The sequence below is a fragment of the Salicola sp. AFF1 genome, assembly GCF_056783195.1.
On sequence record NZ_JBXAYL010000029.1, the window covers coordinates 1 to 16,712 of the forward strand.

Sequence of the window (16,712 nt, forward strand, 5' to 3'; positions counted from 1 at the left end):
CAGGATGGAGAACGGGTGGAGGATCAATCTGACAGGAGCGCCGCCTGATGGTCATACACCAGATTTGACAATAACTCCGGTTGCCATTGGCCCGCGGTGAAGCCGTATCCGAGGAGGCTCCCCGGAGCCGGGAAACGGTATTACCCCCCTTAAAGATGCTGGTAGCGGATGACGCACCGCAAAACCTGGAGCTGTTGAACACGCTGTTCAGTCAACGCGGCCACGACGTAGTGGCGGTAACGGATGGCAAACAAGCGGTAGAGGAATTCCGTTCGGCCTTTTTTGATGTCGTCCTGATGGATGTGCAGATGCCGATCATGAACGGCCATGAAGCCACGCGTAATGTGCGTCAACTGGAATCAGAGCAGCATCGGGAGCGCACGCCGGTGCTCGCGCTCACCGCAAGCGTCCTGCAGGAACACCGTCAGCAAGCTGACAGTGCCGACATGGATGGGTTTGCCAGTAAACCCATCAGTGTTCCGGAGCTGACAACCGAAATAGCTCAGGTTCTGGGACTTCAAACCGATGCGCTCCGCCACCCCAAAGAGGCGATTGGGACTGAAGCGGTGCTGGACACCGAAAAACGGGATCAACTCTGGCATGACTCCGAACAACACTGGAAAGCCGCGTGGCGGTTCCTTCGGGGGGAGGACAATCAACCGGAGCGGCTGATCTCGGAGTCCGATCCTGAAACAGCGGCCACACTGGCTCATCGACTCAAAGGGGTCGCCGCCAACCTTGGCTTTACGAAGCTTGTACAGGCGCTTGGGGATATTGAAGCCTGTCTGGGCAACAAGCAGGCCATCACGGAGCACCAGTGGCAACGGCTACAATATCAGTTTCAAATCGCCGATGATTGGTTGACCTATAACGCGCCCCCTCAGCAAGAGGCGCTGGTGACGGTAACACCCCGACCCGCCTTTGATGATGAGCATTTAGGGGCTCTGATTGAAAGACTGGAACAGGGGGAAATCCCGGAGCAGGCCTTTGCGGCGATGGAAGCCAGCTTGCCGGATGAGTGCGCGCGCTCAGTCCGCCAGGCGCTTGACCGTTTTGAGCCTGAGAAGGCGGCCGAACGCCTGGTACAGTTCCGCAACACGCTTGAGGATGACGATGCTGAGTGACACCAAGACCCTCCTTCTGGTGGATGACGAACCCTCAAACCTACAGATCCTGCGCAACATTCTTGCCGAGGACTATCGGTTGTTGTTCGCCAAGGATGGGGAGCGGGCCCTGGAACTGGCGCATTCGGAACGTCCGGATATGATCCTTCTGGATGTGATGATGCCGGGGCTTTCCGGGCACGAGGTGTGTGCCACGCTTAAGGCGGATCCGCGAACGGATGCAATTCCAGTGATCTTCGTGACCTCCCTTTCGGACGTCTGCGATGAAGCCAAGGGCTTTGAGCTGGGCGCAGTAGACTACATCACCAAGCCGGTTTCTGCGCCCATCGTCCGCGCCCGGGTCCAGAACCATTTGTCGCTCGTGCGGGTGGACGAACTGGTTGCAACGCGACTCGCGGTTGTGCAGCGTCTGGGCCGGGCAGCCGAGTACAAGGATAACGAAACCGGTCTTCACGTGATCCGCATGAGCCACTACTCAAAACTGATCGCGCGTGAAGCCGGCATGGGGGAAACCTGGTCCGAGACCCTGCTTAACGCCGCCGCCATGCACGATGTGGGCAAGATCGGCATCCCGGATGCTATCCTCCAGAAGCCCGGCAAGCTGGATGCCGAGGAGTGGGCTACCATGCAGCGCCACGCTGAAATCGGCGCTGAGATCATTGGCGAGGACGGATCCGAATTGCTGGCCATGGCACGGGAGGTGGCCCTGTGCCATCATGAGAAGTGGGACGGTTCGGGCTACCCGCGAGGGTTGAAAGGTGACGAGATTCCTTTCGCCGCCCGTGTAGCCGCACTGGCTGATGTATTCGATGCACTGACCAGCGAGCGCCCCTACAAGCAGGCAGGGACGGTCGAGGAGGCGAATGACCTGATCCGGGAGCAAAGCGGCAAGCACTTTGATCCCGAGCTGGTGGATGCGTTTTTCCGTTGCCAGGATCAGGTTCTCAGGGTACGTGAGCAGTGCCAGGACAAGCCCGCTGCCTAAAGGGCATTTCAGTCCTGTGAGCGCTTCGGCCGTAAGGCCTATTGACGTCGCTCAGTGCATCAGTACAATACGCATCTGTCGTTGAGGACGGCATAACCGCCTTTCAAAAGAGAGCGGGAATAGCTCAGCTGGTAGAGCACCACCTTGCCAAGGTGGATGTCGCGAGTTCGAATCTCGTTTCCCGCTCCAATTTCTATTCTTTTTGCTGGCGCGATGGCAGAGTGGTCATGCGGCGGACTGCAACTCCGCTTACGTCGGTTCGATTCCGGCTCGCGCCTCCAGTTGTCCCGTCAAAGCGGCAACGGATGGCGCTCCAAGGCTAGCCATTTTACCCCGCAACTGAGTTAGTGGCCCGCTCCCAATTCGGAATTGTTGTTTTTTCCCTGATCGGGAGCCGACGCACTGGGGCTCGGTTGACTTTGTATGAGAGCCGTAAACTCCGAAGCATACATTGGTTTTGCCAAATAAAACCCCTGACCACGTTCACACCGCTTTTTATTGAGATACGCCAATTGCTCCTCCGTTTCAATACCTTCCGCAATAACTTCCAGACCCATGGCTTTTGCCAGAGCGATAACCGACCGAGCCAATACCGGTTCGGCGAGCTCCTGCGTCCCCCCTCCACTGACAAAACTGCGGTCAATTTTTAGTGCGTCCAGCGGAAAGTGCTTGAGATAACGCATGGACGAATAGCCTGTTCCGAAATCATCAATTGCAATAGCCATTCCCATAGCTTTGAGTTGAACCAAGACGTCTTTGGTTTCAGGATCAGTGTCGGCAAAGAGGGCTTCTGTGAGCTCTATTTCGATGCGGCGAGGATCCACTCCGGTTCGTTTCAGAATGCGCTGAATATTGGTAATGAATTGAGTTGATTTAAGTTGTTTGGGTGATACATTAATCGCAATTCCAAGTCTATCCAACCCGTCATTTGACCATTGTTGCAATTGACGACAAGCCAGATCGAATACCCATTCACCAAGTGAAATAATTAAGCCCGTGCGTTCAGCGACGGGGATAAACTCCCCGGGCAATAGCAAGGATCCGTCGGGTTGACGCCATCGGACCAGTGCTTCAGCACCAGTAATCGCCTGGTCCTTGAGTCGCCATTGAGGCTGCAAACACAATTCAAATTCGCCCGTTTCAAGGGCGCGGCGCAACCCTTTTTCAATTTGAGCGTTGCGCTTTAACTGGGTCTCGAGGTTCCGGGTGAAAAACTGATAATTGCCTCCGCCATTCTTCTTGGCCTCGTAAAGGGCAATATCCGCGTTCTGCATCAATTGAGTGGGCGTTTCTCCCCCAGCTGGATAAAGCGCAATCCCCACACTCGCGGAGACCATTAGGGAAGCCTCGTCAGTAGGGACCGGCTTGGCCAAGCCATCGATGATTTTATCGGCCACCATCGCGGCGTCTTCCGGTCTCTTGATCGTGTCCAGCAGCAGCGTGAACTCGTCCCCGCCAATGCGGGCCAACACATCCTCCTCCCGGACCATGGCGTGAATCCGCTCTGCCACCTTGTTAAGAAGTTGGTCGCCCACATGGTGACCAAAGAGGTCATTGACTTCCTTGAAGCGGTTGAGATCGAGAAACATCACAGCGAGCAGACAGTGATTTCGCTTAGCGCGCGCCAGACTCCGTTCCAGATATTCCTCAAAAAGGTTCCGGTTGCCCAATCCGGTCAACGGATCCTGCTTGATCAGGGCCTGCAAGCGGCGCTCGACCTTTTTGCGCTCCAAAGCATGACGAATGGTGCGCTCCAGCAGTCGCGAAGAGAGCTCGTCCTTGGGCAGGAAATCGGATGCCCCGTTTTCCATGACCACATCATCAAGCTCCGAATTGTCGGCGCCCGTCAACACAATAAGAGGGTTATCAATGTGCGCCTGGCGCGCTTCTCTCAGCAAATCCAGGCCACTTTCCACCCCCAAATAATAGTCAACCAGGTAAGCATCATAACGATCCTCCAAAAGCGCATCGCGAGCCTGTTCAAAGCCTGTAACGTGGGCTAGCTGAAAGCTGAGTCCACGGGTCTGTGACAAAGCCTCTTGAATCAGGATGAAATCGGCCTCGTCATCGTCGACAACGAGCACATGCAGGAGGTCATTCTTCATGGGGAAGCTCCACGATCGAAAACCAGTACCTTCCGAGTCCGCTCATGATGGTCACCAACTGATTGAAATCGACAGGTTTGGTAATAAAGGAGTTGGCACCCAGTTCATAACTGCGGAGCACTTCTTCATCCTGCCGGGACGTGGTCAGGATAATGACAGGAAGGTGCTTAAGCTCCGGATCCGCCTTGATTTCACGCAGACAGGTCCGGCCATCCTTGCGAGGCATATTAAGATCAAGCAGGATAACTCTGGGTAACGGGTAAACCTGTGGATCGTCAAAAGGCGACTCCCGATGCAGATAACGCATCAGCTGTTCGCCATCCTCCACGCAATACAGAGGGTTCATAAGGCGCGCTTCCGCCAGCGCTTCCCTGGCGAGCAGGCGGTCCTCGGGATCGTCTTCCGCCATCAGGATGGGGACAATTTGGGGTTCCATACGGATTCTCCGCCCGGTTGCTCGTACGGCAGCACGATCTCAAAACGTGCTCCCACTCCCGATTCACCTGTTGCCCAAATGGTGCCCCGGTGGCGCTCCAGGATCTTGCGGCAGATTGCAAGTCCCATGCCAGTACCTTCATACTCGTGCCGGGCATGCAGGCGCTGGAACACCTGAAAGATCTGCTCACTGTATTGGGGATCAAATCCTATGCCGTTGTCGGTGAAGGTGATCCGGCAACGCCCATCCGGCTGGGTCTGCGCCGAAATGTGCATGACAGGCGCGCGTTCCGGGGATTGGTATTTGAGGCTGTTCGCGATGAGGTTCTGGAAGAGCTGTCGCATCTGGACCGGATCAGCCTCTACCGTGGCCAGATCCTGCCAGTCCACGCTGGCGCCACTTTCTTCCAGGGTAATCTGAAGGTCAGCCGCAACCACCTCGGCCACTTTATTCAGGTCAACCATTTCAAACGGCAACGCTTTTGACGTTACACGACTGTAGGACAACAAGCTGTCGAGAAGTTGTTGCATCCGTTCAGCTGCGTCCATCATGTAGCCGATGAACTCGTCACCCTTGGCGTTGAACGAGCCATAACGCCCGGATGCCAGGAGCTTGCCGAAGGAAAGCACCTTACGTAACGGTTCACGCAGGTCGTGGGAGGCGATGAAAGCGAATTGCTCCAGCTCCTGGTTGGAGCGTGTCAGAGCCTCATTCTGACGCTGGATTTGGTGCTCGAACTGCTTGCGTTCCGTGTTGTCCACGATCGACGCAATCACTTCGGTCCGGTCACCCTCCTGAATCGGGCTCAAACCAATCTCCAACGAGACGCTGCTGCCGTCCTTGCGCACACCATACAAGTCCCTGCCTTGCCCCATGGCCCGCGCCTGGGGAGCAATCATGTAACTGTCTCGGTATTGGCCATGGTGGGCCCGAACCTCATCCGGTACCAGCGTTTCGACCGCCATACCTTTCAGCTCGTCCGGCTCATAGCCGAAAATAGCACCACTTTGTTGGTTGGCTAAGACGATTTGACCATCGCCATCCACCAGAACCAAGCCATTAGGCGTGGTTTCAAACAGGCGACGGAAGCGGTTTTCGGCACGGCGCCGATCCAGAACTTCGCTTTCCAGCTCGGCATTGGCTTGTTCCAGTTCCCGCGTCCTCTCCGCTACACGCTGTTCCAGTTGCTCACTCGCTTCCCGCAGGGACTGCTCCGCCGCCTGGCGTTGTTCAATCTCATGCAAAAGGTGTTCGTTCGCAACCTGCAGAACACTCGGACTGGGCAGCTGGAGCGCCTTGGGGAGTAGTGGCCAGACGGCAATGGCGGTTGCCACAGAAACCACCGCCGTAACCGCCTTCATGCCCCCTCCACATAGTAATGGTCATTCCAGATATTCCAGGCGTCCAGAAGGTGAGTGGCACCACAGGCAAAGATGAAGAGGGCGAACATGATGAATATCCAGTTGAACGCCAGATCCGTTCTGCGTTTGACAAAAAGCCACAGTGCAACTGGAATCGAAAAGTAGGCGAGGGCGATCAGTAGGTCCGACCCCACGTGCAGAAGCAGCAGATCGTAACGCCACAGAAAACAGTGTCCGTGTGGCATCAGATCAGTGCCAAGCCAGGAAACGAGATCATCCCACATAGCCACCCCCTCCGGGACAAGGCCTCACGTTATTGAAGTCAGCGCCTTACGCGATGGCGTACCCTTTCACGTGGAATCAGGTTATCTTCGGTTGACTGTAGAAGTTTTTCCGCTGGTTGTAGCCGTTATCCCACCTCTACGGCCGAATCAGAGAGCCTGTCAAAACATGCCTGAAACCAGCCTAAAGCTGGTGATCCGCCAACTGGAAGTCCACCATCCGCAACCGCCGTGAGAGGGACATTGCCAGGGCACGGATCACCTTGGCCGCAATTTTTGGGTGGGCCTCCACCATCTTATCGAGAGAGTCCTTGGAAAGGGTGAGCAGGGTACAGGGGGTCTCCGCCACACAGCTCGCCGAGCGGCGTTCGCCATCGAGCACGGCCATTTCCCCAAATGTCTTGCCCCGCTGGAGCATGGCCACCCGGACCGGTTGATTGTCGGAATCGGCCTTGAGCACGGCCACCTTGCCCTCGTGAACCACTCCCATGAAGGTACCAGTGTCGCCCTCACGGAAAACCTCGCCTCCCTGGGGGATGTTTTCCAAGTGAAAATAGGGCGCGGCGTATTGCAGTTCCTGGGGCGCGAAACGGTCAAACAATGGACATACCACCAGCATGTCGATGACGGCGTCCTGATAACGGCTTTGGTCGGGCATGGCGAACCTCGGGGCGTCGCAAGGCTTTTATGGCAGCTTAGCAGCAGGAGGCGGCATGTTCCTGAAAAGGCATTAGAGGATTTCAAGAAGATCCCTCCCTTCCAGCTCAGTCCACACTTTTTTATTGACTGAACGTTCAAAAAAAGACAGTATCCGCCTAACGTTTAGCATGTAAGCATTTTTACGTATTGATCCTTTAGGAGTGGACATCCCATGAGCCGGATTACCCGACGTGACTTCATTCGTGGCAGCGCCTATGCAATGGGTGCATTCGCCGTTTCCTCAGGGCTTCAGGGTTGCCTGAGCAGTAGCGACCAGAGCCCGGCGCGTTTTGATCAGGGCGTTGCCAGTGGTGACCCGCTCCAGGATCGCGTGATCATCTGGACCCGGGCCCTGCCGCAGTCCTCCTCAACTGGGAACGAAGTCAACGTTAACTGGGAAGTCGCTGAAGACGAAGGGTTTGCATCCGTCATCCGCAATGGTCGGAAAACCGTCAGCTCTGACCACGACTACACCCTGAAAGTGGATGTCCAGGGATTGCAGCCGGGCAAGACGTACTACTACCGGTTCAACGCTGGTGGCAACACATCGGTAACCGGCAGAACCCGCACCCTCCCGGAGGGGGCCGTTGATCAGGTCCGGCTTGCAGTCGTTTCCTGTGCCAATTACCCGGCTGGTTACTTTCATGCCTATGGGGAAATTGCAAAAGAGCCCAATCTGGATGCATTTGTCCATCTGGGCGACTATCTGTATGAGTATGGCGCGGGCGAATACGCCACTGAAGATGCCGAAGCCCTGGGCCGGGTACCAGACCCATCCGGTGAGATCATAACGCTGGCGGACTACCGCAAGCGCTACGCCCAATACCACTCGGATTCCAACTTGAAAACCCTGCACCAAACGCTGCCCATGATTGCCGTCTGGGACGACCACGAGGTCGCCAACGACGCATGGCGCGAGGGGGCCGAAAATCACGAGGCAAACGAAGGGGAGGGCGATTACGCTGACCGCAAGCGCGATGCCCTGCAGGCGTATTTTGAGTGGATGCCGATACGCCCTGTTCAGCCGGACGACCAGGCTATTTATCGCCGCTTTGACTTTGGCAACCTGGTAAGCCTGCACATGCTGGATACCCGCATCATAGGCCGTGATGAGCCATTCGCGCTTGAGGACTTTGTCACTGAACAGGGCGGTTTTGAGCAGGAGCGGTTCGTAGCGGATGTCGGTGATGCCAACCGGACCCTGTTGGGCGCGGAACAGGCAAACTGGCTCCGGAACCAGGTGGGGGGCTCGACCTCAACCTGGCAGGTTCTGGGGCAGCAGGTCCTGATGGGGCGCATGGAATGGCCCGCGGAACTGCTGACACAAGGCCCGGACGCTGAAACCCTCCAGGAACTGGCCCGGATCAAGCAGCGTATCCGCCAGGGGGACACAACGATAACCGAGGCGGAGCGGGCACGCGTTGAAACCACTATCCCCTATAATCTGGATGCCTGGGACGGCTACATGGCCGAGCGCGAACGGGTGCTGGGAGCGGCCCAAGCGTCCGGCAAGAATCTGGTTGTACTCGCCGGGGATACACACAATGCCTGGGCCAACAACCTGACGATGCGTGATGGCACTGCCGTGGGCGCCGAATTCGCAACGTCATCGATCAGCTCTCCGGGGCTGGAAAGCTACCTGGGACTTCCACAGGATCAAATCGGAGAGGTCGAAGGCGCCTTTCAGCTTCTGATCGATGACTTGCAATACACAAACCTGAACCAGCGCGGCTACATGGTGGTAACGTTCACCGAGGCCAATGCCCGGGCGGACTGGCGCTTCGTGAGCACCATCAAATCCGCAAGGTATGAACTGGACCAGGATCGCGCCCGATCGCTTCAGATCCGCTCCGGAAAGAAGCAGATCGAAGAGGTTTAGTCTATAACCGCCTTCGTGTTAAACGCCCCAGCCGGGCGAGGGCGGCATCCACACGGTCCGCGTCGGCAACGCCACAGTTGATCCTGAGATAGCGCTGGAAGCGCTCCGTCGAGGAGAACAGGGGGCCGGGCGCAATGCTGATGCCTTCTTCCAGAGCCTGCTGCTGCAACTTGAGGGCGCTCGCGGGCTCCGGCAGTTCCACCCAGAGCACGAACCCGCCACGCGGCCGGCTGACCCGGGTCCCGCGTGGAAAATGCTCCTGGATGCCACGAGCCACCCGGTTGACCTGGCGTTGATAGATTCGGCGTATGCGCCTCAGATAGCGATCATAACCACCCTGGTCCAGGAAACGCGCCAGGGCGAGCGTCTGAAGGGTTGGGGCAGCCTGGTTGGTGGCATACTTGAGATAGGTTAGTTGGTCCCGGTAGCGCCCTGGAACCGCCCAGCCAATCCGCATGCCGGAGCCCAGTGTCTTGGAAAAGGAACTGCAGTACATGACGCCCCCGTCCGTATCCCAGGCCTTGGCCGCCCAGGGCCGGTCACCCGTGAAGCCCAGTTCTCCATAGACGTCATCCTCAATCAACGGAATCCCCTGGTCCGCGAGCAGGTTAACGGTGGCCTCCTTGCGGGCATTGGAGGCCAGGTGGCCCAGTGGGTTGCCATAGTTGGGCATGGCCACGCACGCCTGTATGGGCCAGCGCTGAATGGCGCTTTCCAGGGTTTCCGGGTGGATACCGCCGCCGGGCTCGGTGGGCAGCTCCAGCGCCCGCATGCCCTGGGATTCAATGGCCTGAAGGATGCCATAGAAGGTTGGGGATTCGATGGCAATCACATCCCCGGGACTGGCCACGGCCCTTAGGCTCAACGAAATCGATTCCTGGCACCCCCCCGTGATCACCACGTCGTCCGGGCTGATGTGGCAACCGGCGTCTGCCATGCGCCGGGCAATCTGGACTCGCAGGGATTCATCCCCGGGAGGGAAGTCATAAGCCGCCACACGGTTACGGTGCACACGGCGGGCGTGACCGATACAGCGATCCAGCGCCGTCAGCGGCAGCAGGTCCGGATCCGGCACCGCCGTTCCCAGCGGCAGTATCGAGGGATCACCATGATGGCGGATCAACTCCAGAACCCGGGCCTGGCCGGTCACCAGGGTCGGGCCGTCCTCGGTGCTCTCCGGTTTGCGCCATTCCACCGGGGCCGCATCAGGCTCCTGGACATAGAACCCTGAGCGGGGCCGGGCGCGGATGATGCCCCGGTCTTCCAGAAGCTGGCAGGCCTCCACCGCCGTGGCCAGGCTCACCCCAAATTGCTGGGAGAGCTTTCTCACGCCCGGCAAGCGGTCTCCCGGGCTGTAGACACTGTCCTCGATCTGTTGGGCGATCTGGCCGGCCACGTCCTCATAGAGCCATTTCGTCATGTCTACTCCTGGTTCTGGACAAGGTTCTCGAAAGCGCTTCCATAGGGGGAAACCGAAAACTGTTATGGTACCTTTTTTACGTTTCTGAATCTGTACCGTCAAAATTAATGGGCGTAGAGTTCGCCTTGGTCGTGGTCGGACGCCGGCATCAAACCCGCCCGGCGTTCCCGTTCCCATCGCTGGCCAGCCTGGTCCTTCAGGCGGTGGTGCCAACCACCTACCGATGGGGAAGCGGTATGCAACACCTGCATACGGAAACCACGGCAGGACTCCCTGAATGATCAAAGCGGATGTTCCTGCGGACCAATTTCAAGGAGAAGTGAACCATGACAGCTGTAGAAAATGCGAATGCCGGCGAGCAGTACGAACAGTATACCCCCAGTTTTGCCGAGTACTGGGATGATCTCGTTGGCTGGGATGATCGCCTGGAACGTGATGGACCCTTTTACGAACGGCTGCTCAGGGCCCACGGCGCTAAAGATGTCGCTGACGTTGCCACCGGTACCGGCGTTAACGGCGTGGCCCTCGCGTTGGCGGGCTTCAACGTAACCGCCACTGACGGTTCAGAAAATATGCTCGAAAAGGCGCGGGAGAACGCCAAAGCGCGTGGCGCAACCTTCGCTGATTCCCGCGTTGCTGACTGGCTGACCCTGGACGACACCCTGGGCAAGGAAAAGTACGACGCCATCGTGTGCCTCGGTAACTCCTTTACCCACCTGTTCGACCACGAACAGCGCCGCGATGCTCTGCACGCGATGTTCCGGACCCTGCGCCCGGGTGGCATGCTGATCATCGACCACCGCAACTACGACACCATGCTGGACGAAGGCTACAGCTCCAAGCATGCCTACAACTATTGCGGTGACGGCGTGGATGTGGGCCCGGCCCAGCTGCATCGCCGTCTGGCCCAGTTCCATTACACCTTCAAGGACGGCCGGACTTTCCAGCTGAACATGTACCCGCTGCGTCAGGACTATGTGACCTACCTCCTCGAGGATGCGGGCTTCGTCAATGTTGAGCGCTACGGCGACATGCAGCGTCCGTACATCCTGAACCAGGTGGATTTCATTCAGCAGGTTGCCTTCCGCCCGCAGGAAACGTAAGAACCACTGGATGGCTCAGTTGGAAACCCTGCGGCTCCGGTCGCGGGGTTTTCTTTTTTGGGGGCTGTGATTGCGTTCCCTTTCGGGGGTTTATACAATCCCGACGCCTTTCCTTTTGCGGCTGTGGTGGAATGGGTAGACACTGGGGACTTAAAATCCCCTGCCTTCGGGCGTGCCGGTTCAAGTCCGGCCAGCCGCACCACCTCTCCCTGTTCCTATGTCGACATGCCACGTCCGTTCAGGACTGGTACCGAAGCTCGCGATAATAGCGGAAGATCGTCTCCAGCCGGCGTTCCGGTTCAAACTGGAAGCGTTGGGCGAATTGGCGCCCATCAATAATGACCGGGTACTTGAAGAAATCCATAAGATACGACGGGAAGCGCCTCATGTTAAGCGCGCGCAGCATCGTGCGGGGCAGGACAGGCGGTATGGAGGGAACCGGAACGGGCTGGCAACCACAGGCCTCCAGTGCGTCACGATACTCCACCCAGTCCTCAGGTGCTACGTTGAAGATGCCCGTGTGCGGCTGACGATAGGCCGTTTCAATGGCCCGCGCCATGTCCTCACTGTGAATGAACTGCATCATGGGCGAAAAACCCGCCATCACAGGTGCATAGCGTGAGGCCAGCAGGTTGCTGATGGTATTGCGCACACCCGGCCCCACAATGTTGCAGGGGCGCAGTATGGTGATGTTGAGGTTGGGGTTGCGCCAGAGATAGATCGTGGCCAGGTTCTCCAGCTCTACGGAATCCACCAGGTCCATGCTCAGTCCCGCGCTTTTCAGCGGATAGGATTCGTCAATCAGTGCCGGGTTGAAGGCGTTGGCGCCGTAGACATGGTAGGTGGAAAGGATGATGACCCGACGCACTCCATACTGGTCGCTGAGTGACAGCAACCGGTCCGTGCCCAGCACATTGGCGTTGTAGCGGCTGAGCCGCGTGCCCTGGCTGGACATGATACGCCCCAGGTGGATCACCCCATCAAAGCGGTACCGCCGGAAAAGGTCCTCGAAGCCCCGCTTCTGGAAATCCACACGGTAGCTGGCCACATCGGGGCCGAGCCAGACCTCCGCGCGGAAATCCACGGCCACAATCCGGTATTCATTGCGCAGGTGCTGGATCACCTGCTGAGCCAGGGCGCCGCCGGCACCGGTCACCAGCAGTGTTGGCCTGTTATCCATGGCGCCGCTCAAAATACCCGCTCCCGTTCGCTCAGCCCCTGGTCGATCAGGTCGCTGATGGCTTTGCGGACCCTGTCCACCTTTTGGGCCAGGACCTCCTCGGTCATCTCCAGATCCGGTTCGAAGTGCATGGGCTCACCAAAGCGCAACAGGACCCGGCTTGGTAGCACCACCGGGGCGGCCACTGGCACATAAGGCACGCCCAACCAGCGTGCCAGGGGGCGGATATTGCCAAACGCTGGCATGGTTTCCTCACAGCCAACAACACCGACGGGAACAACGGTGGCGTTGTGTTCCATGGCAAGCCGCATGAAACCACTGCCAAAGCGTTTCAGCTGGTAGCGTTCGCGGTAGGGTTTGCCGGACCCCCGGATTCCCTCGGGAAAGACGATGATCGCCTCGTTGTTCTCAAGCATTCGGGCACAGTTGGCGGGGTCGCCCAGTACCGCGCCCATCCGGTTCAGCAGGTTGCCCAGCCACGGAACGGTCGGGAAAAAGCGTTCGATCATGGCACGCGGTAAGCGCGGTGCCTGGGCCCTGTTGGCGAGGGTATAACCGATCATGACCCCATCCAGCGGCAGCTGACCACTGTGGTTGGCCACCAGCAGGACCGGCCCTTCGGCCGGCACCTTATCCTCACCGCGGCTGTCAACACGCAACCAGTAGTCATGCACCGGCCGCACCAGCGTCATGCCGATCTTGGCGGTATCCTCCTGGAAGCCCCAGGGGTCATGGCCAAGACTCCCTGTGGTCTTGCGCATCCGGTCCACCTGGCGATCAATCGCCTGGGGCACGATCCGTTGCTTCAGATACTGTCTCAGTTTCATGCGATGCCCTGGGTTCAGGTATAATGGGATTCTTACAGAAAGCATGCGCCGGAGTCCAAACCCATGGTGGGAAAGAAAGACGACGAAGAATCCAGCACCGAAACAACCCATGAACAGCAGCAACTGGCAGAGCGCATCAAGGATTCCGCGCGCCAGATCTGGCTGGCTGGACTGGGAGCTTACACCAAGGCGGAAGAGGACACCGGCCGTTTTTTCGAGCGGTTGGTCAAGGAAGGTGAGGACATCGAAAACCGCACCCGGGGCGCCGTGAATCGTCAGGTCAGGGCGGTGGAAGACAGTGTGGGCGAGGTCCGCGAGCGCGCTTCCGGAACCTGGAACCGGCTCGAGTCCGTATTCGACCAACGGGTTTCAAGGGCTCTGGAGCGGCTGGGCATACCGACCCCGGGGCGAATGCGCGAACTGGAACAGCAGGTACAGACGCTCCAGGAAGAGGTGGAAAAACTGCGCACTGAACTCGACCAGCGCAATGGCTAACGCGGCCTACAGATAATCCTGGCTCATTGCCTCCAGTGCTTCACGCTCTGCGGCACGGAGATAGGGAGCAACCAGGACCATCACCTGGTAGACGCCCCGGCTCAAATCCACCGCGTCCTTTTCATTAAGGTGGGAGAGCATTTCGAAGCTGAGCCAGTAATTCAGCGTCAGCACGATCTGGTGGCAGAGCGCCTCGACCTCCCGGTCCGTGGCCGAGAGAATGCCCTGTTCCCGGAAGCTGGCGCAGATCCGGCGCGTGGCCTGGTATTTCTGCTTTACAATGCGCTGGAAGCGGGGCTGGAGAACCGGGTAACGGGAGAGGACATTAACCAGGTCCTGGTACAGGAACCGGTAACGGGCAATGGTCTCAAAGACCAGGTGAAGGAAGAGCCACTGGTCGTCCACCGAGATCTCAACCTCGGGGACCGCCAGAAGATCCTCGATCTCCTGTTCATAGCGGTCGTAAAGCTCGGTAACGATCTCGCCCTTGCTCTTGAAGTGGTAATACAGGTTGCCCGGACTGATATCGATCTCATCCGCAATCTGCAACGTGGTTACGTTGGATTCCCCATCCGCGTTGAAAAGCGCCAGGCTGGCATCGAGAATCCGGTCACGGGTCTTGCGCTTCATGAGGCCGCACCATCCCAGTGCAGTGTTTACCGGCGAAAGTCAGCCCATACCGGACAATGGTCCGAGGGCTTGGTCATACTCCGGATCCTGTAGGAAATCCCTCCATCTGTCACGCGCTCGGCGAGGGCTTCCGTCGCCAGGATCAGGTCAATCCTGAGACCGCGCCTGGGGTCGCGCTCAAATCCCCGGCTGCGATAGTCGAACCAGCTGAAATCATCATCGGTCTCCGGGTAGAGGCGCCGGTAGACGTCGCTCAGCCCCCAGTTCTTCACCTGATCCAGCCACTCCCGTTCCTCCGGCAGGAAGGAGCATTTGCCCTCGCGGAGCCAGCGCTTACGGTTGTTCTCGCCAATTCCAACATCAAGATCGGTCGAGGAGATATTAAGATCCCCCATGACCATCAGCGGGTGCTCCGGCGAATAGTGCTCCTGAAGCAGCCGTTGGAGGTCCTGGTAAAAGCGTTCCTTGGCCGGAAACTTGGTGGGGTGATCCCGGCTTTCGCCCTGGGGGAAATAGCCATTGATAACGGTAACGGTTTCGTTGCCCACGGGGATGTCGGCGGTAATCAGGCGCCGTTGGGCCTCATCGTCGTCCCATGGGTAACCACGCTGCACCCGCACCGGCTCGTTCCGGCTCAGCAGCGCCACGCCATAATGGCCCTTCTGGCCGAACCAGTTCACGTGATAGCCCAGCTGCTCCACCTCGGCAGCGGGAAACTGTTCATCCGCTACCTTGGTCTCCTGGAGGCCAATCACGTCCGGCTCATACTCGTGCACGAGCTGTTCCAGCTGGTGCATCCGCGCGCGGATGCCATTCACGTTAAAGGTGGTGAAACGCATGATATCGGGGTCTTTATGCATATGGGTAATGTAGGGGGTCAACGGCGCTATACCCTACCACAGCTGCAGCGGCGGTGCAGGTTATCAGCGGCACTCGGGTGTGCGCTGGTACTCATAGCGGATATGAGCCTTATGGTTTTCCTCGGGGGTTCGCAGGATATTGGTAAGGCCGTAAAAGTCCGTGAGCTGGCGCTGGTCGTTAAACGCAAGGTGGATGGGATCCACAAACCAGCTGGACACCCAGCCGGCCACGCTGATCCGGAACACATGCTCGCCTTCCAGCGCTGCCAGTTCTGCCGGTTCCGCCCTGAAGGTGTAAAAACGGCCCCGGGTGGGGGCCAGGAATTCGATCCTGACGGCATCCCCGTCTGTCACAAGCGCCTCCCAGTTCTGGCGCACCATGACCTCGAATCCCGCATCAATCACGCCATTCTCTGGAACCGCTACCTGGTAGGAGGACTGCTCGCCGCTCGGGGAACGGTAACGGACCTGGATTCGCTCATCCGCCGGCCTGGTCACCTCTACCCGCTCACCAAAGCGCTGGTCCGCCAGCACAAAACCCGGCTGGGCCGGTGCCTCACCATAGTCGACCGTTTTCTCTGCAATGAGATTGCCCTCGGGCGTTCGATAGGTAACCTTGTCCTTGATCGGCGCCCAGAAGCCATTGCGGCATTCGCCAGTCTGGCGATGATGCTCAGTGTAAACCCTGTCACCGCTATCCAGTGAGGCCGCTACCCCCTTAAACCTCACCACCTGCTCGGCGCCAGCACTGGCCCCCAAAACCACCATGAGCAGGCCCGCCAGAAGGCACTTACCAGCGTTGTTCACCAAGTGAGCCCTCCTCAATGGATTCCAGCCACTGGCTGATGCGCACCAACACCGGATAGATCACGCCCCAGCCAATGCCAATGGCCACCACGCCCCAGAGTCCGTAACCAATCTCGATTGTGCCTGCCTGCTCAGCCGCTGCGTAGGCGAGGGCCCCCGCAAAGGGCGGCATCCCAAACAGAATCACCCGGTAGTGGCGCATCCAGTACAGGCAATGGTTAACGGCCGTGGCGAACACGGCCCAGAGCATGATCAGCCAGGCGGGGATCATGCCGCTGGCAAAGGCGCCCTCATAACCAGGGAAGCTGAGCACCCCCATGTTCTGGTGGAACACATCCAACACGCTGCCAAGCACCGTTGCCATCAGGATGAAACGGAACTCGCGTTGGGCAAAGCCGCTGATGAACACCAGGTGGGCTGCCACGATGGCAAGGCCCGCCAGGGCGGCCTGCTGGCCCGGGTAGAGTACGGCCAGGAACCATCCGATCTGGAAGAGGATGAAGTTCGCAAGGCTGCGCAT

Annotated in this window: 17 protein-coding genes and 3 tRNA genes; 8 read left to right on the forward strand and 12 right to left on the reverse strand. The window is 58.4% G+C overall.

Features of this window, described 5'->3' with window-relative positions; genetic code table 11:
* Positions 1–155 precede the first annotated feature (155 nt).
* From AC1RQI_RS14605 to AC1RQI_RS14620, 4 genes are all read left to right on the forward strand, one after another.
* Positions 156–1,124, forward strand: coding sequence for a response regulator (locus AC1RQI_RS14605; RefSeq protein ID WP_481905373.1), 969 nt, complete (start codon positions 156–158; stop codon positions 1,122–1,124).
* Positions 1,114–2,109 carry an HD domain-containing phosphohydrolase gene (locus AC1RQI_RS14610; protein ID WP_481905374.1) on the forward strand — a complete coding sequence of 332 codons (996 nt, stop codon included), beginning with the start codon at positions 1,114–1,116 and terminating at the stop codon, positions 2,107–2,109. The genes AC1RQI_RS14605 and AC1RQI_RS14610 overlap by 11 nt, the downstream gene beginning before the upstream one ends.
* Positions 2,110–2,222: 113 nt before the next feature.
* Positions 2,223–2,298, forward strand: a tRNA-Gly gene (locus AC1RQI_RS14615).
* Between the two features lie 18 nt (positions 2,299–2,316).
* Positions 2,317–2,390: transfer RNA gene (locus AC1RQI_RS14620), tRNA-Cys, on the forward strand.
* Between the two features lie 63 nt (positions 2,391–2,453).
* Here AC1RQI_RS14620 and AC1RQI_RS14625 read toward each other — a convergent pair.
* The 5 genes from AC1RQI_RS14625 to AC1RQI_RS14645 form a co-directional block, all read right to left on the reverse strand.
* The gene (locus tag AC1RQI_RS14625) at positions 2,454–4,214 is read right to left on the reverse strand and encodes a putative bifunctional diguanylate cyclase/phosphodiesterase (protein WP_481905375.1); all 1,761 of its coding nucleotides are present in this window, start codon (positions 4,212–4,214) and stop codon (positions 2,454–2,456) included.
* Positions 4,204–4,650, reverse strand: coding sequence for a response regulator (locus tag AC1RQI_RS14630; protein ID WP_416634488.1), 447 nt, complete (start codon positions 4,648–4,650; stop codon positions 4,204–4,206). Before AC1RQI_RS14630 ends, AC1RQI_RS14625 begins: the two co-directional genes overlap by 11 nt.
* Positions 4,623–6,011, reverse strand: a complete 1,389-nt coding sequence (locus AC1RQI_RS14635; RefSeq protein ID WP_481905376.1) for a sensor histidine kinase — start codon at positions 6,009–6,011, stop codon at positions 4,623–4,625. Before AC1RQI_RS14635 ends, AC1RQI_RS14630 begins: the two co-directional genes overlap by 28 nt.
* Positions 6,008–6,295: a hypothetical protein gene (locus AC1RQI_RS14640; RefSeq protein WP_481905377.1), complete on the reverse strand. Its 288-nt coding sequence runs from the start codon at positions 6,293–6,295 to the stop codon at positions 6,008–6,010. Before AC1RQI_RS14640 ends, AC1RQI_RS14635 begins: the two co-directional genes overlap by 4 nt.
* A 181-nt stretch (positions 6,296–6,476) precedes the next feature.
* The gene (locus tag AC1RQI_RS14645) at positions 6,477–6,950 is read right to left on the reverse strand and encodes a cyclic nucleotide-binding domain-containing protein (RefSeq protein WP_481905378.1); all 474 of its coding nucleotides are present in this window, start codon (positions 6,948–6,950) and stop codon (positions 6,477–6,479) included.
* Positions 6,951–7,163: 213 nt separating this feature from the next.
* On the opposite strand from AC1RQI_RS14645, the gene AC1RQI_RS14650 reads away from it, so the two are divergent.
* Entirely contained in the window at positions 7,164–8,870 is a 1,707-nt protein-coding gene (locus AC1RQI_RS14650) for an alkaline phosphatase D family protein (protein ID WP_481905379.1), read from the forward strand.
* Between the two features lies 1 nt (position 8,871).
* Here the strand turns inward: AC1RQI_RS14650 and AC1RQI_RS14655 are convergent, their stop codons facing one another.
* Positions 8,872–10,290: an aminotransferase-like domain-containing protein gene (locus AC1RQI_RS14655; RefSeq protein ID WP_481905380.1), complete on the reverse strand. Its 1,419-nt coding sequence runs from the start codon at positions 10,288–10,290 to the stop codon at positions 8,872–8,874.
* A gap of 326 nt (positions 10,291–10,616) precedes the next feature.
* Between AC1RQI_RS14655 and AC1RQI_RS14660 the strand changes: the two genes are divergently transcribed.
* Both AC1RQI_RS14660 and AC1RQI_RS14665 read left to right on the forward strand, forming a co-directional pair.
* Positions 10,617–11,393 (forward strand): class I SAM-dependent methyltransferase, encoded by a 777-nt coding sequence (locus AC1RQI_RS14660; RefSeq protein WP_416634492.1) that lies wholly within the window; start codon positions 10,617–10,619, stop codon positions 11,391–11,393.
* Positions 11,394–11,510: 117 nt separating this feature from the next.
* Positions 11,511–11,595 (forward strand) — tRNA-Leu (locus AC1RQI_RS14665).
* Between the two features lie 36 nt (positions 11,596–11,631).
* Here AC1RQI_RS14665 and AC1RQI_RS14670 read toward each other — a convergent pair.
* Both AC1RQI_RS14670 and AC1RQI_RS14675 read right to left on the reverse strand, forming a co-directional pair.
* The gene (locus AC1RQI_RS14670; protein WP_416634493.1) at positions 11,632–12,573 is read right to left on the reverse strand and encodes an SDR family oxidoreductase; all 942 of its coding nucleotides are present in this window, start codon (positions 12,571–12,573) and stop codon (positions 11,632–11,634) included.
* Between the two features lie 8 nt (positions 12,574–12,581).
* Complete coding sequence (locus AC1RQI_RS14675) at positions 12,582–13,400, reverse strand: lysophospholipid acyltransferase family protein (protein ID WP_481905381.1); 819 nt, start codon at positions 13,398–13,400, stop codon at positions 12,582–12,584.
* A gap of 63 nt (positions 13,401–13,463) precedes the next feature.
* Between AC1RQI_RS14675 and AC1RQI_RS14680 the strand changes: the two genes are divergently transcribed.
* The gene (locus AC1RQI_RS14680) at positions 13,464–13,895 is read left to right on the forward strand and encodes a phasin family protein (protein ID WP_416634495.1); all 432 of its coding nucleotides are present in this window, start codon (positions 13,464–13,466) and stop codon (positions 13,893–13,895) included.
* 6 nt (positions 13,896–13,901) lie between these two features.
* On the opposite strand, the gene AC1RQI_RS14685 is transcribed toward AC1RQI_RS14680, so the two are convergent.
* From AC1RQI_RS14685 to AC1RQI_RS14700, 4 genes are all read right to left on the reverse strand, one after another.
* A complete protein-coding gene (locus AC1RQI_RS14685) occupies positions 13,902–14,525 on the reverse strand; it encodes a TetR/AcrR family transcriptional regulator (RefSeq protein ID WP_416634496.1) in 624 nt (207 codons plus the stop codon).
* A 26-nt stretch (positions 14,526–14,551) separates the two neighbouring features.
* Positions 14,552–15,364, reverse strand: a complete 813-nt coding sequence (xthA, locus tag AC1RQI_RS14690; protein ID WP_416635590.1) for an exodeoxyribonuclease III — start codon at positions 15,362–15,364, stop codon at positions 14,552–14,554.
* 84 nt (positions 15,365–15,448) lie between these two features.
* Positions 15,449–16,195: a hypothetical protein gene (locus AC1RQI_RS14695; RefSeq protein ID WP_481905382.1), complete on the reverse strand. Its 747-nt coding sequence runs from the start codon at positions 16,193–16,195 to the stop codon at positions 15,449–15,451.
* Positions 16,176–16,712 (reverse strand): DUF2878 domain-containing protein, encoded by a 537-nt coding sequence (locus AC1RQI_RS14700; protein ID WP_481905383.1) that lies wholly within the window; start codon positions 16,710–16,712, stop codon positions 16,176–16,178. The genes AC1RQI_RS14695 and AC1RQI_RS14700 overlap by 20 nt, the downstream gene beginning before the upstream one ends.